This is a genomic window from Fictibacillus sp. Mic-4 (assembly GCF_049843615.1).
Classification (GTDB): domain Bacteria; phylum Bacillota; class Bacilli; order Bacillales; family Fictibacillaceae; genus Fictibacillus_A; species Fictibacillus_A gelatini.
Genome location: NZ_JBBHZM010000061.1, coordinates 1 through 14,529 on the forward strand (window position 1 = coordinate 1; position 14,529 = coordinate 14,529).

General features: G+C 40.6%; 11 protein-coding genes and 1 pseudogene. 2 read left to right on the forward strand and 10 right to left on the reverse strand.

Annotation, left to right across the window (positions count from 1 at the left end; genetic code table 11):
• Positions 1-149 precede the first annotated feature (149 nt).
• Entirely contained in the window at positions 150-1,556 is a 1,407-nt protein-coding gene (locus tag WD019_RS20565) for a PLP-dependent aminotransferase family protein (protein ID WP_026678151.1), read from the reverse strand.
• 117 nt (positions 1,557-1,673) lie between these two features.
• On the opposite strand from WD019_RS20565, the gene WD019_RS20570 reads away from it, so the two are divergent.
• Positions 1,674-2,624, forward strand: a complete 951-nt coding sequence (locus tag WD019_RS20570; RefSeq protein ID WP_026678152.1) for a DMT family transporter — start codon at positions 1,674-1,676, stop codon at positions 2,622-2,624.
• Positions 2,625-2,696: 72 nt separating this feature from the next.
• Here WD019_RS20570 and WD019_RS20575 read toward each other — a convergent pair whose 3' ends face one another.
• Complete coding sequence (locus WD019_RS20575) at positions 2,697-4,424, reverse strand: ABC transporter substrate-binding protein (protein WP_425712665.1); 1,728 nt, start codon at positions 4,422-4,424, stop codon at positions 2,697-2,699.
• A gap of 114 nt (positions 4,425-4,538) precedes the next feature.
• On the opposite strand from WD019_RS20575, the gene WD019_RS20580 reads away from it, so the two are divergent.
• A complete protein-coding gene (locus WD019_RS20580; RefSeq protein ID WP_425712666.1) occupies positions 4,539-5,822 on the forward strand; it encodes an MDR family MFS transporter in 1,284 nt (427 codons plus the stop codon).
• Between the two features lie 25 nt (positions 5,823-5,847).
• Here the strand turns inward: WD019_RS20580 and WD019_RS20585 are convergent, their stop codons facing one another.
• The 8 genes and pseudogenes from WD019_RS20585 to WD019_RS20620 all read right to left on the reverse strand — a co-directional run bounded on the left by WD019_RS20585 (position 5,848) and on the right by WD019_RS20620 (position 14,314).
• A complete protein-coding gene (locus WD019_RS20585; RefSeq protein WP_425712667.1) occupies positions 5,848-6,543 on the reverse strand; it encodes a DUF2278 family protein in 696 nt (231 codons plus the stop codon).
• 269 nt (positions 6,544-6,812) lie between these two features.
• Positions 6,813-7,337: a GNAT family N-acetyltransferase gene (locus WD019_RS20590; protein ID WP_425712668.1), complete on the reverse strand. Its 525-nt coding sequence runs from the start codon at positions 7,335-7,337 to the stop codon at positions 6,813-6,815.
• A gap of 36 nt (positions 7,338-7,373) precedes the next feature.
• Complete coding sequence (locus WD019_RS20595) at positions 7,374-7,892, reverse strand: YfiT family bacillithiol transferase (protein WP_425712669.1); 519 nt, start codon at positions 7,890-7,892, stop codon at positions 7,374-7,376.
• A 183-nt stretch (positions 7,893-8,075) separates the two neighbouring features.
• Positions 8,076-8,237 (reverse strand): hypothetical protein, encoded by a 162-nt coding sequence (locus WD019_RS20600; protein ID WP_425712670.1) that lies wholly within the window; start codon positions 8,235-8,237, stop codon positions 8,076-8,078.
• Between the two features lie 120 nt (positions 8,238-8,357).
• Positions 8,358-8,843: a (2Fe-2S)-binding protein gene (locus WD019_RS20605; protein ID WP_026678157.1), complete on the reverse strand. Its 486-nt coding sequence runs from the start codon at positions 8,841-8,843 to the stop codon at positions 8,358-8,360.
• Positions 8,840-9,679 carry an FAD binding domain-containing protein gene (locus WD019_RS20610; RefSeq protein WP_425712671.1) on the reverse strand — a complete coding sequence of 280 codons (840 nt, stop codon included), beginning with the start codon at positions 9,677-9,679 and terminating at the stop codon, positions 8,840-8,842. The genes WD019_RS20605 and WD019_RS20610 overlap by 4 nt, the downstream gene beginning before the upstream one ends.
• Positions 9,676-11,295, reverse strand: a pseudogene (locus WD019_RS20615) (xanthine dehydrogenase family protein molybdopterin-binding subunit); the annotation flags it as partial. The pseudogene WD019_RS20615 and the gene WD019_RS20610, both read right to left, overlap by 4 nt.
• A 52-nt stretch (positions 11,296-11,347) precedes the next feature.
• On the reverse strand, positions 11,348-14,314 hold the full coding sequence (locus WD019_RS20620; protein WP_425712672.1) for a Tn3 family transposase: 2,967 nt from the start codon (positions 14,312-14,314) through the stop codon (positions 11,348-11,350).
• Positions 14,315-14,529 lie beyond the last annotated feature (215 nt).

The window sequence follows — 14,529 nt, forward strand, 5'->3', positions numbered from 1 at the left end:
GCTGCCTCTTTTTTTGTAAAACAAAGATGTTCAATGACTACAAGTTCAGGCAAATCTCCCATGTTTACGTTTCGTATTTTCAACACCATTAATCCTCCAAATTTGTTTCATAAAAACACCGGCTATTTCGTTGCAAATTTCCGTGTAATTTAGAATAGATTAACAAAACGCTTCATCCCTTCCCTTATTTGCTTTTCATTAATATAAGAGAAGCTCAGCCGAATCCATGACTCAAGCTCCCTGTTCGGATCAAAAATAGAGCCGGGAACAAACGAGATGGATTGTTCAATGCTTTTGGCAAGCAGTTCTTCCATCGATTCTTTATTTTTCAAATTGATCCACAAATTAAGCCCGCCTTTTGGACTTAACCATTCCCAACCTGTTTCCCTGAGTTCTTCTTCCATGACGTCCTTTCGGATATTCAGGGCGATCCGGAGCTTTTCCAGGTGTTTCCGGAGCCGCTCGGATTTGAAGTAATGCAAGAAAATTTTCTGGTTCAACAAAGGCGTGCCATTGTCGGCAAGCGATTTCGCGGTTAAAAGATGCTTCATTAGTGATGGATTGGTTACGACAGCAGAAATCCTTAGACCTGGGGCTATATACTTGCTAAAGCTGCGGACATACATGACCCAGCCATCCGTATCAAATGAATAAATAGGCAGAGGCGGCTCCTCTCCAAAATAAATGTCACGGTAAGAGTCGTCTTCTACGAGAAGACATTGGTAACGTTCAGCGAGATCGACCAACTGTTTGCGCTGCTCTTGTGGGACTGTATAGCCAGTCGGGTTATGGAAAGTAGGATTGAGATAAAAGAGTCTTGGCCTATAGTGTTTCATACTCAATTCAACTTGCTCTAAGCAATAACCATCGGGATGAATTTCTACCGGGATCATTCGTCCGCCCTGCTGCCTGAAAATATCGATGGCTGCACTGTACGTCGGCCGCTCTATTAATATTACATCTTGCGGTTTAATGAGAACTTTTGCAATTAAATCGATAGCCTGTTGTGCGCCGGTTGTAATTAATAAATCGTCTGATGTTGCCTGGATGCCCTCATGCACTGAAAAATAGCAGGCGAGAGACTCCCTGAGCTCTTCATCTCCTTGCACGGAAGAATACGTTCCAAGCACTTTCGGATAAAGATCAAATACCTTTTTCACATATTCCGAAAAATAATAGTTTGGAAGAAGAGTGGGGTCAATCAGGGCTTGAGAAAATTGATAAGTGGCCGGTATGCCATGAATTTCGGATAAGTGGCTTTTTTGTACATAAGACGATAGGATTGGATAATCCAATCGTTGAAATAACGGTTTATTTTCCGGCATGACATAATAGCCTGATTTGTCCCTTACATATACTTTACCGTTCTGTTTCAGTAATTGATATGCTTTGAAGACGGTAAGGCGGTGGACGTTCAATTCCTCAGCCAGTGCCCTGATAGAAGGGAGCTTTTCATTTTCTTTCCAATCCCCCCGCTCTATTCTATTCATCATATGGTCGTAAATTTGCTCAAAAAGACGGCTTGAATTTTTAGTTATTAAATCAGAGGGTTTCATGATCGCCACGCCCTTTTAGCTTTAATTGTAACCAATTGCCAACTTCATCTGTTCTATTGTATCATATCTGTTCTGTCCTTTAGCTTTTATGATGTTTATAAAAGAGGAGGAACTTAAATGATCATTTTCAACTATGTACTGATGTGCTTGATTTTTGGAACGACTTTCCTGGCCATAAAAATCGGAATCGATTCGGGCGCGCCGCCTTTATTCATGGCAGGCCTTCGTTTTCTGCTTGCGGGATCCATTCTGATGATATGGATGCTTTTGAAAAAACGAACGAATTTTTCCCTTCTTTATCGAAAAGAATTGCTATTTACGGGAATGGGGCTGACATTTGGCACCTTTGCAACGCTGTATTGGGCTGAAAACTACGTTACTTCTGGAATAGCGGCCGTATTATCCGCTACCGGCCCGATTATGATTCTGTTGATTCAAACGCTCTTCTTGAGGCAAAAGGTTTCCAGAAAATCACTGATCGGCTGCCTGGTTGGATTTGCCGGCGTCGTTTTATTGATTTTGCCTGGCATGACAATTAAAGTGAGTTTCTTTTGGATGATCGGATGCATTACGATTCTGGCTGGAGAACTTTGCTATGCATCGGGCACGTTGTATTCCAAACATATTCTTCCACGTTTTGTGGATGAATCACCTGTGGCATTAAATGCCGTTCAAATGATGTACGGCGGGGCGATGCTGCTCATTTTATCATTGTTCACGGAGTCTATTCACATCGAAACACTGGCAACAAGAAGTTCGATCGGATCCCTCTTATATTTAATCATTGCAGGGTCCATGTTAGGACATACGATTTACTACTGGCTTGTTGCGAAAACCAACCCCTTATTTCCATCAACCTGGCTTTACATCTCCCCGTTAATTGCACTCGGGTTGGGGATTTTCTTGTATAATGAACAATTTTCATGGTTTATGTTGTTTGGGGTGATTACGATTATTCTCGGTATTATTTTAGTAAATATCGATTCGTTGAGGAAGTTAATCCAAATAAATACACTACCAAAAATCCGAAAGAAGAACACTTGTACTGCTGAAGCGGAGAATAGTTGACTTTTATTTTTAGAAGCATAACGAAGGTTGAATAGCCGATATTCTTTTAGAATGTCGGCTATTGCCCTTTATCTATTGAATCCATAATTTTCGCAAATCAACATAGCCGTATGATTGGAATTGAATGTCCTGGATCATTGGATGGAACGTTCGGTATTTAATCGGGTGGTGCGTGAAAATGAAAAGATGCTCGTTCCTAATGTAGTCCTCCACTTTATCAATCCATGCCTCCCTGCCTTCATACGTTGTTTCTTGTTTCATTTGATCCAGCCACCCTTCGATCAAACAAAGATCATCCTCTTTCAAAAACCTGCGAAAAAGAAGGGCATTATTATAAAAGGCAGCCAGAAATGATAAGTGAGCATCTGTTGAAGAAACTTCTCCCATAAATGCAAGATCGGCCTCATTCTCTAATTTAGAAGTATAGAAGTCTTTCATTTCAAGATTTTCTATTCGAAGCCGTAGTCCTTCCTTCTTCGCCCTGTTCACCAGCCATTCAGCTTCTTCCATCGCTTTTGGATGGCTAAAGGAAAAAAGGGTCAGTGTTTCTCCATTATAGCCAGCTTTTTCTAACAATGGTTTTACAAGACTACGACTTTTTAGCACCGGTGAAGATTTTTGCGGGAAAAAGCTTGATGCTTCTACCAGTTTTCCCCTCCTCAATTCTTTCCACATTTCTTTTATATCCAATAAATGATAGACCGCTTTTCTAAAAGAATGTTGATGGACGATTGAAGGTTTCCTGAAATTGAACGAAAGAAAACGAAATCCGTTTTCCACTTCCTGTTTTTGTATGGGATGGTCACATTCGATTTCCTTCCCCACCTGATAGGTCATCACCTGCATCGTTTCCTGAGAGACCCGCCAAAATTCAATTTCATCTAAAAACGGCCGCTCAAGGAAATAATAATCAAAAGCTTCAAGAATCAGCTGTTTTTCTGAACGTTTTTTTAAAAGAAAAGGACCAGTCCCGATCCATTGATGTTCATCAAATGGAATATCCTTCGGTAAAATAGATAAGTTGGCGGAACCAACATATCGAAGAAAAAACGGGTTTGGTTTTTTAAGAGTAATCCGGACGGTGAATTCTGACAATTTTTCGATCGAAAGAATCTCTTGAACTAGCCAAAAATTCGGAGTAGAGTACTTAATAAAGCGTTGAAACGAATGAATGACATCTTCACTCGTTAAAACGCTTTGATGATGAAAACGGACTCCTTTTCTTAAATAAAACGTCCATACCGTATGGTTTTCATTAACCGTCCAATGGTGTGCAAGATGTGGCACAATGGAATCCGCCGTCTCATCATAACGGACAAGTGTGTCGCCAAGCTGCTGAATTAAAAAGGATTCAAACGCAATTGATGCAAACAAAGGATCCAAAGTTGTTATGTTTCGTGACATCATCGTACGGAGCGTATCTTTGGATCCATTCTCTTTCTGCAGACCGAATAACGTTTGTACATCTCCTACAAAATGAGTAAACCATGATTTTGGAATCGGCAGCTGCATCAGCTGGATAATCGAATCAAGCTGATCGTCTTTTACATATTCGTCAAGCGTTTTCCGGACTTCTTCTTGAAATGGCTGTTTAAAAATAACCCGGGACAAGTGTCCCCTCCCTTTTCCGGGCAAGTATTCTAAACGACCGTCATCCTCGAACTTTTTAAGCTTCCGTTTTACATTTTTCAACGTACAAAACCATATTTCTTCTAATTCATGTAACTTAAACGGGGCTGATAATTGAGTTTCCCTTGGATAGAGAAAAGCCCTCATTTGAAAATAAGATATGTCTTTCATTTCTTTCTCCTTGAGCTTCTATATAAAAGATAAAAGGGGACATTTTTATTTGAATTGTACCCTTTTTAACCCCTTTTTGAAAGTGCAAAATAATTTGAAAAGGAGGTTGTAGCAATGTTTAAAGAACTACACCCAAATATTCGAATCAGAATTTATACGTCATTTTTAAGCCGTGTGATCGGCTCGATGATCTTTCCTTTTATGGCCATTTATTTTACAAAAGAACTGAATGCATCATGGGCGGGAATTTTATTGATGATCCAGACGGTCGTCCAATTTATAGCGAGCTTATACGGGGGGCATTTGGCCGATACACTCGGAAGAAAGCGGATGATGGTAGCAGGTGAATGGATGAAAGTTATCGCTTTTCTCGGAATGCTTCTGGCGAACTCCCCATGGTTTACATCAGCGTGGATGACGTTTTTCATGTTGCTTGCCATCAGCATTTCATCAGGGATTGTCAATCCGGCAGCGGAAGCGATGTTAATTGACGTCAGTACGAAAGAAACGCGTGCATTTATGTATTCCATTAACTATTGGGCTGTCAATTTGTCCATTATGCTCGGGCTTATCGTCGGCGGCTGGCTATATAACAGCCATTTCTTTGAGCTGATTGTTGCGCTTTTTGTGATGTCGCTTATTACGCTTTGGATGACGGCCACATTAATTATCGAAACGTATCAAATGAAGCCGTCCCAACGTTCAACAAGCTCGTATGGCTTAAAACCGCTAATTCAAAGCTATCAATCGGTTATGAAAGACTGGCCATTCCTCTTATTTACATTAGGAGGCATCGCTGTATTATCCATTGAATTTCAGCGAAACAATTTTATTGCCGTAAGATTGGAAAAAGAAATTATTCCTCAAACGTTTTCTTTGATTGGAATGGGACATCTGATAGTTGACGGGGTAAAGCTGTTAAGTCTTCTAACAGTCGTCAATACAGTTATAATTGTCTTGTTTACTGCTTTCGTATCCAAATGGATCAGCCATAAACCTGACAAACCGATCATGTATACAGGATTTCTCTTATTTGGATTCGGTTATTCGTTTCTTGCTTTCTCAAACAATGTACTATTGCTCTTTATGGCCGTCATTGTTTTATCGATCGGTGAACTTTTATATGTCCCGACAAGACAATCATTATTGGCAGATATCGTTGATGACTCTCGCCGCGGGGCGTATATGGCGTTTAATGGATTCGTTTTTCAAATCGGCAAAATGGTTGGCGCTTTGGGCATTATTGCAGGCCAGGCAATTGGCGGGATTGGAATGGGAATGCTCTATATTTTGCTTGGCGTTTTAGGAATCGTTTTTTGCTCGTTAGGGATTCGGATGAGAACAACAAAGGAACAGCCGAATCCTTCACATCTGGCTACGAAGAAAGTACCATCATAAAAAATAACTCCGCTTCCGCGCGGAGTTATTTTTTAGATTTTCCGGCATTCAAATAGTTGCATTCACTGACGGGGCGAGTCGCATTCCCCTGGTCATCCGTGCACCATGACTGTGATTGGAAAGCCAAAAAAATGCCGACCCACTTTTGAGATTCCTCAAAATAAATTAAAACGCCGCCATCTTGCCATGTTCCATTATCTTTTTCCCATTTGCCAACGTTGCCCTGGTTCATATGGATATCATGGATGCCGTTGCCAGGCAAAAAGTTAAAATATTGATCTGGTTTATCGGGCTCTGGTCCCCACTTATCTCCATATGCGTAAATGACCGCTTTTTCATTTTTAGCCTTTTCAATATAGTAGTTGATTTTATCATTTAAATCGTTGTCCGGTCCCGGTGTATCTGCCGGCAATGGAATCATTTTCTTAGGGTCAAATAAATTTCCGCGAATATAATCGAGGGCGAGCCCTGAACGATTATCGTTAATTTCTGTAAAACCGGACGGTATGCCAGGCAGCAGCGTAATATTGCCAGAATTAAAATCGTCGCTAACAAAGTATAAAACTTCAGAAGGATAAGATTGCGATTTAATGTTGATCGCTATTCGGTACTTAGTCCCTTGATCATCTTCAACGAGGACCTGGTAATGAGGGCTGTCTTCATTTCCTTTCATCGAATCCGTCACTTTTCCTTTTAATACACCATAGTGGCTAATTGGCATTGGAACCCTCCTCTGGTGATGGTTACTGACATATGTAAAAGTGTATAAACGTATCCCTTATAAAACAAGAGGCTTTTGGCCCGGTTAAAACAGAGTCTTTCGGATAAAAAAGGTAATTCCAACCATCTGAATTTTTGTTATCTTTTGATATTTACAACTTTAAAGCGTTGGTGTAAAATGTGGAATAAGCTTGACCCTCAGTAGGAAAAGAAAAAGGAACTGGCCTCCCCCGGTTTTATGCCCTCTTCTTTTCCGAAACTTCAATTCACCTACAAAAGAACCCAAAAGCGTCTGACAATGTTTCCATCATCTTCAATGTATTCATTTTCAAACACTCCGCCATTTTTTAAAATTGTTCGTTCAGACCCGATGTTATCTTTGTTGCAACAGACTAGAACCTTTTTTAATCCCATTTCCTTTGTTTTTTCCAGTGCTAATGTAAGAAGCCTGGTCGCATAGCCTTTCCGCCTTTCTGAAGGACGTATCCCGTAACCAATATGTCCCCCGCTATTCAACAGCTTTTCATTTAGTTCATGACGGATATTCACTGCCCCGATTATCTTCTTTCCTTCATTCACGAGCCAATATGTCGAATGGGGAACGTAAGAATCAGGTAAATTCTCCCCGCTTTCCGAATCTCTTAGAAATTGAACCAGTTCTTTAAACGGATACGGTTCTCTTTTTATCACCCTCGGGATCATCTCTTCACCCGAATCTTTCCATTCTTCGTAAAACGAGAGATATTCATCCTGTAACTTGAATGTCGGCTTTATTAAATGAACGTTGCCTTTCATGTTTTCACTTCCAATTAGAATAAGAATTTTATTGTTCTACCATCCTGACCGCTCGCGCAGAGAAGAGATATGGGCAATATGGTGACGACCATGCCAGGCATACAAGCCAATGGCCGTTGCAATCGATTGATCGCCTAGTTCAGGATGGTTAAACGTTTTTTCAAAATCTGAAGCGTTTAATGAGCGCAATAAAGCGACCCACCTTTTATGTAATGCTTCTAATAAGACAAGTGAAATAGTAATAGGAAGATTCGAATCGGGAAGTTCTGCCCATTTATCTTCCCTATAGGGTTTAATCGTCGGACTATTTTCTGTTATGGCCAATTTGAAACGAATAAAACTATTCATGTGGCTATCGGCTAAATGATGGACGACCTGGCGAACGGTCCAGCCTCCGGAGCGATATGGCGTATCCAGCTGTTCATCATTAAGGTCTTGCACAGCCTCCTTCAGTTGGATAGGCGCATTTTCAATTTCTTTTATCCAACCCTCGATTAATTCAGGGCTTATATGGCCATCAAATATAAATTGCCCAACCGGGTAGCGTAAATCCATAAACGTTTTCTCCCCTCTATTAAACTCTTTTAGAATCATTCGACAAACTCTGATATAATCCTTTTTTTAAAAGTGTTCTATTTTTAAAACATACTGTCAATCGTACAAAAACCTTCTATCATTTAATGAAATAGGCAAAAAAGAGGTTTCGAGTTAAATCGTTAACGGTTTGCACAAAACGAATTATTTTTCTCTTTTTTCAACGAAAAGCAAGGCAAGCGTCGCTAAAGGTCCAAGAATAATAGACAATAAAAACCAGTTTAGTCCGGTGCGATTTTTCCCCTGTGCAAGACCCGCGTTAATAAGTGCAAGAGTTCCCCATCCAACATAAAAGCTTTCATTCATGATTCTAATCTCCTTTTTAAAAATAATAAGCATGATTTTATTCTAGCGGATAATTACGAAAAAAGGAAAAAAGATGCAGAAAGCTCTGCACCTTTTTTTGATATGGCTGTTCATTACGTATTATCTGCCTGCTTCTGGTTTCTTCCCTAACACTTTATACACAGCTGCTTTAATTTCTTCATAGGACGTGCATCGGCATATATTGGATTGGAGCCACTCTTCAATGATACTGTCGTCGGCATCAGGATGAATGGCCGAAAGTCCTTCAATATTCATGATGAAACCGGGAGTACAATAGCCACATTGAAAAGCATTCTTTTCAATAAAGGCCCGCTGGGTGGCGGAGCCTTTCAATCCTTCTACTGTTACGATATTCGTATTGCTTGCTGCAACCGCCAGCATCATGCACGATTTGATCGGCCATCCGTTGACAAGAACGGTGCACGATCCGCAATCTCCGTTTAAACACCCCGGTTTCGCGCCAGTTAACCCAAAATTATTTCGCAAGACATCAAGCAAAATGTCTGCCGAACGGACTTCCGTCTTTCTTTTCACACCATTTACATTTAGAGCCACAGAAAAACGAGTGTGGGATTGATCTGTCATAATGACTCCCCTTCCAATGCCAAATACATGTCTTCTAACGTATTTTTCAAGACGAACAATCGATACTCTGCCGATCCAATCCAATCGTCCAGCACAGGTGCGGGCAAATGTAGAACCGTTTGCTCGATTCGTTCTTCACGAGAAAGTTCATGATTATTAAGAATCGTTTCAATTTCCCTTGAGCGGAACGGGTATCCGCAAAGCCCGCTGAAGGCTACACGGATCGTATTATCGATCTTCAATGCAGTAAGCGTAAGAAGCGGATAATCGATCACATCGATCTTTCGCTTCTTTACACTGAAGTACGGTAAGTTTAAATATTTTCGGTCAGTTACAATTTGAACAAGGCATTCCCCGGGCTCTAATTGCAAACGCTTATTAAATGCTTCCATGATCGGTTTGTCTTGATAGCCATTGTTTCCGGCGATGATGACATTGCTTTCCGCTAACAAAAAAGGCAATAGTGCCTCCTTATAATTGATTTCACCGCAAATATTTCCGCCGATGGTAATTTGATTTCGAGCTGTATGGTCAGCAACCCGTCCGCCTGTGACTGAAAGAAGGGGAAAGGCGGACGTTTCCGCCAGATGCGTCAACGTTACTGTCGCTCCAATAACAAGCTCACTGGTATTAAACTGATAGACCCGGCATTCACGAATACTATTAATGTCAATGACAGCCCCTGTTTCAATTTGATTAAGCCTGGCAAATGTGACGATTTCGGTACCGCCCGCATAATAGACCGGACGCTTTCCCTGTGCCTGAAGCGATTCATAGAGTTTAACCGCTTCATTTGACGTGGCAGGACGATAATATTCAAAGTCAAATCCAATCATCTTACACCACCTGTCTTCATTCGCCAAATAAGTTCCGGGGTAAGCGGAAGACGATTAAGATGCACTTCGGCAGCAGTTGAGAGGCTGTTCGCTAACGCGGCTGGCATGCCAATGAGCGCATGTTCCCCAATTCCCCGCAGCCCATAAGCCGTTTCCCGGGATGGCGTCACGACGAAATCGACCGTATAATCCGGATTTTCTCCATACCGGAGAACTTTGTATGTGCGGAATTGGGTAGTTTCAACGACTTCGTTTGGACCAAATATAAAGCCCTCCCTGCTAGCAAAACTTAAACCCATATGCATGGCGCCTTTTACCTGGCCCTGTGCCAGCTTTGGATTGATGATCGTTCCGGCATCAATGACGGTGACCGCCCGTAAAATTTTATACGTATAATCCCGCTTGTTCCACTCCACTTCCACCGCCTGGGCACCAACCGTCCAATCAGGGCCTGGCACACCTTTTCCGGTTTCTGGATCTAAAAAAGTCATCCCGCGCAGCGTATAGCTTCCTCTCCCGATAACCTGGCTTCCGATCGCATTGCCATTCGGGTAGACATAGCCATAGACAAGTTCTTTCAATGCGAGCTTTCTTGCAGGATTGTCTTTTAGAAAAACGAATCCCTTTCCGATATCGAGATCGTCTAAAGAAACACGGAACACTTGAGCGGCTACGTTCAGCAATTGACCGATGGCATCTTCGGCTGCGGCCAACACGGCTCTCCCGGCCATCCACAGTCCGCGGGAAGCAACCGTTTTATAATGTTCAGGTGTGGAGCTCGTATCGATATCCATCTCAACGTAAATTTGGTCCACATCGATTCCCAGCTTTTGGGCAGCAATTTGTGCAAGAACAGTTCGTGATCCGGTTCCGATTTCAATGACGCCGCAATTCAGATGAACAGTGCCATCTTCATTAAACTTTAAAATGGCACCAGAACCGGCATTTGTATCGATATTCGAGTTTTTCCAAAAACAGCTTACCCCTTTCGCCCGAATACGTTCAGGAGTAATTTCAATTCGCCGGCCTTCCTCCCAATTAATCAACTCTCTTACTCTTTCAATGCAGCGGCGCACATTCCCGATTCTGCTCTCATTTAAAATGACTTGTGTCGGTGTTGTTTGCCCCGGTCTGATAGCGTTTTTCCACCGAAATTCAATTGGGTCCATGCCGAGTTTTTCCGCTAAACGTTCGATTGCGCGTTCGACGGCAAACGTTGATTCTGGATGGCCGAATCCGCGAAAAGAAGTCGCGTATGGATGGTTTGTGTACATGCAGAATGAATCACACCATAAGTTCTCAACTTGATAAGGACCTGTGCAGTCTGTTGCCGCTGCCCGGCTCATATCGACCGCTTTATCGGAATAGGCACCGCCGTCAAAAAGCAGCGTAATTTCCGCAGCCTGTAGATAGCCTTCTGCATCACACCCTAATTTGACTTTCGCATCAAGTCCAAGGTGAACGGGTGAAGTAATGAAATCTTCCTCTCTAGAATTGATTAATTGTACTTTTTGTCCACCTATCGCACTTGAAGCAAGATAAGCAATAAACTCCAATTGAATAGCCGATTTTCCTCCATATGCCCCGCCGACAAGGGGTAGCGTCAGGAAAATGCGGATTTACAACGCTAAGCCCATTTTCAAGACGATTCCCCCAGTTTTAACAACGTTAAGAAAGTTTCAAGGGTCTTAAAGAATCTAACGAGACCATTTTCTCCGAATTAAAATGGTATTCTCCAAGTAAATTAATATGTTCCCAACCTAGAGGTGACATATGGTGCAATAATTCTTCATTAAAACTACCTGACCGTTTTTGATATTCAACTGCCTTTGTTAGATGTAAAGTATTCCAGATACTGATGGCATTGATAATTATGTTTAAGGCACTGGCCCTTTGCAATTGATGCTGTATGGTTCGTTCCCTAAGCTCGCCTTGTTTTCCGAAGAAAATAGCTCTTGCCAGTCCATTCATGGCTTCTCCTTTATTCAATCCTTTTTGTATTTTTCTTCTTAATGATTCATCCGAAATATAATTCAAAATAAAGATCGTTTTTTCTATTCGGCCCATCTCACGTAAGGCTGTAGCCAAGCTGTTTTGTCTTGAATAAGAACCTAATTTCCCCATAATAAGGGATGCTGAAACTGTTCCTTCCCTTATAGAATGAGCTAATCGCAAAACATCCTCATAATTCTCTTTAATGACCTTTGTATTTATTTGTCCACGTAAAATGACTTCTAATTTTGGATACTCACTTGCCTTATCTATTGTAAATAATTTCGAGTCTGATAAATCTCGTATTCTTGGAGCAAATTTAAATCCTAATAAATGGGTCAGTCCGAATATTTGGTCTGTGTAACCAGCTGTGTCTGTATAATGCTCTACTATATTTAGATCCGTCTCATGGTGTAACAAACCATCCAAAACATGAATCGCATCCCTTGAATTAGTGTGAATAATCTTTGTGTAATAAGAAGAAAATTGATCACTTGTAAAACGATAGATGGTGGCTCCTTTTCCAGTTCCATAATGTGGGTTTGCATCTGCATGTAGCGATGAAACGCCTATCTGCATTCTCATACCATCGGACGAGGATGTTGTACCGTCTCCCCAATAGGAGGACAATTGCAATTTGTGATGAAAATTTACTAATACGGCTTGGGCTTTATTCATTGCATCTTCATACATGCGCCATTGTGATACATTGGCCAATTGCTTATATGTAAGTCCGGGTGTTGCTTCAGCGATTTTGCTTAAACCAATATTCATTCCCATTCCTAAAAGAGCAGCCATAATAATAATTGTTTCTTCTTTATCCGGTTTTCGATTATTGGAAGCATGAATAAATTGCTCATGAAATCCTGTTATATAAGCAATATCCATCAGTAAATCGGTTAATTTTATTCTTGGTAGCATCTGATACAGGCTTGCACTAAATTTTTTTGCTTCTTCCGGAACATCTTTTTCCAAGCGTGCAATTGATATCTTTCCTTTTTCAAGAGAAACTCCGTCCAACTTAACGGAATTGGCAGCTAACCACTTTAACCTTTCATTAAGACTTTTGGTTCTCTCCGTCATATAATCTTCGAATGATAAACTAACTGATAATCTCGTATTCTCCTTCGCTTCATTCCATGTATCTTCTGAAAATAAATATTCCTCAAAATCTCTATATTGCCTGCTACCAACAATGGAAACATCTCCTGCCCGAACATGCTCCCGAAGTTCCGTTAAAACAGCCATTTCATAGTAATGACGATTAATTGTTGTACCATCATCCTCGTATAAATGCCTTTTCCAACGTTTTGAAATAAAATCCACTGGTGAGTCATCAGGTACTTTTCGCTTTCCAGATTCATTCATTCCTCGGATAATCTCTACAGCTTGTAAAAGTGGCTCATTTGCCTTTGTAGAATGAAAGTCTAATACTCTTAATAGCGTCGGCGTATATTTTCTAAGTGAATAAAAGCGTTTTTGCAGTAAGTCTAAATAATCATAGTCAGCAGGACGTGCAAGCTCCTGAGCTTCTTCTACAGAAGAAACAAAAGAATTCCATTCAATAACAGATTCCAAAACCTCAAAAACATCTAGTTTATCCTTTTTTGCTTTGATTAAAGCCTGTCCGATGTTCGTAAAGTGTATTACCTTCTCATTTAGCTTTTTACCGTTTTGTTTCTGAATTTCTTCTTGCGCCTTACGGCCTTTTGATAACAGACTTAGTATTTGTCTGTCATGAATTTCAAATGCCTTATCCGTTAACTCCTGAGTAAGATGTAATAAATAGACGGTTAATATCGAATATCGTTTATTTTCTTGAAAGTCACGGAATGCATAAGGCTCATATCTTGAACCTAAGCGAGATAGCTGTAACAGGCGATTGCGATGCAAATGACTAATTTGTACCGTTTCTAATTCCATTCCTCGTATGTATTCGAGTCGTTCTATTACTTTTAGAAATGTTTCGGGTGAAGGATGACCTGGTGGTTCCTTTAACCAACCCAATATCGTTTTATTGGATTCGGATGGATGCTGCGAAGTAATGACCTCTTCCAGCTTTTCTTTTTGCTTTTTTGTTAGAGATTGATTAACCATGTTAAATAGCTTCTTTTCAGCCATCGCCCTTGCCTCCCACACCATTCTCTCAAGTGTGGTGAAAGCAGGTAATATGATTTTATTTCTTCTTAGAAAATCTATGCATTCATGTAGTAAATGTATGGCATCACCATTTTCCAAAGCTACTTGATGAAGATGCTTAAATGCTATTCGATATTCTCTTAGAGTAAAAGTTACAAAGTCGTATTCACTTCGAAGTTCTTTCAAATGATCCCAAAGTGTATTTTCTCTTTGAGGATAAAGACTAATCGAAGATGGAGTGGCACCGATTTGTTTCGATATATAATGTATGACTGATTCCGGGATGCTTTTGATATGAGTGTATGGCCAACCGGGATACCGAAGAACAGCTAATTGAACAGCAAACCCTAAACGGTTTTCTTCTCTCCTTCGCTTATTAACTATTTCTAAATCCCGTTTGGAAAAAGTGAAGTAGGTCCCCAATATCCATTCATCTTCAGGGATTTGCATAAAATCCTGCCTCTGTTCCAGTGTAAGCAATTCTCTACCTCTCGCAATTTTCATTCAGTATCATCCCATTTCCATAATTATTCAGTTAATTAGTTCAATTATATATCAATAGAGTGTACTCTATTGATACAAGTATAGTAGACTGATAAAATCATAGTTGTCACTTTTGGAGTTATTTCGCACTCATTTTAAGTGCTATTTTGCACTATATATAAATATAAAAAGGTCCGATTTCCCAGCATTAAAATTGGGAAATCAGACCTTTTTTG

What these genes read in the sequence shown, in the direction of transcription:
- WD019_RS20565 (WP_026678151.1), bottom strand. Translation starts at nt 1,556, where the DNA reads ATGAAACCCTCTGATTTAATAACTAAAAATTCAAGCCGTCTTTTTGAG.
- WD019_RS20570 (WP_026678152.1), top strand. Translation starts at nt 1,674, where the DNA reads ATGATCATTTTCAACTATGTACTGATGTGCTTGATTTTTGGAACGACT.
- WD019_RS20575 (WP_425712665.1), bottom strand. Translation starts at nt 4,424, where the DNA reads ATGAAAGACATATCTTATTTTCAAATGAGGGCTTTTCTCTATCCAAGG.
- WD019_RS20580 (WP_425712666.1), top strand. Translation starts at nt 4,539, where the DNA reads ATGTTTAAAGAACTACACCCAAATATTCGAATCAGAATTTATACGTCA.
- WD019_RS20585 (WP_425712667.1), bottom strand. Translation starts at nt 6,543, where the DNA reads ATGCCAATTAGCCACTATGGTGTATTAAAAGGAAAAGTGACGGATTCG.
- WD019_RS20590 (WP_425712668.1), bottom strand. Translation starts at nt 7,337, where the DNA reads ATGAAAGGCAACGTTCATTTAATAAAGCCGACATTCAAGTTACAGGAT.
- WD019_RS20595 (WP_425712669.1), bottom strand. Translation starts at nt 7,892, where the DNA reads ATGGATTTACGCTACCCGGTTGGGCAATTTATATTTGATGGCCATATA.
- WD019_RS20600 (WP_425712670.1), bottom strand. Translation starts at nt 8,237, where the DNA reads ATGAATGAAAGCTTTTATGTTGGATGGGGAACTCTTGCACTTATTAAC.
- WD019_RS20605 (WP_026678157.1), bottom strand. Translation starts at nt 8,843, where the DNA reads ATGACAGATCAATCCCACACTCGTTTTTCTGTGGCTCTAAATGTAAAT.
- WD019_RS20610 (WP_425712671.1), bottom strand. Translation starts at nt 9,679, where the DNA reads ATGATTGGATTTGACTTTGAATATTATCGTCCTGCCACGTCAAATGAA.
- WD019_RS20620 (WP_425712672.1), bottom strand. Translation starts at nt 14,314, where the DNA reads ATGAAAATTGCGAGAGGTAGAGAATTGCTTACACTGGAACAGAGGCAG.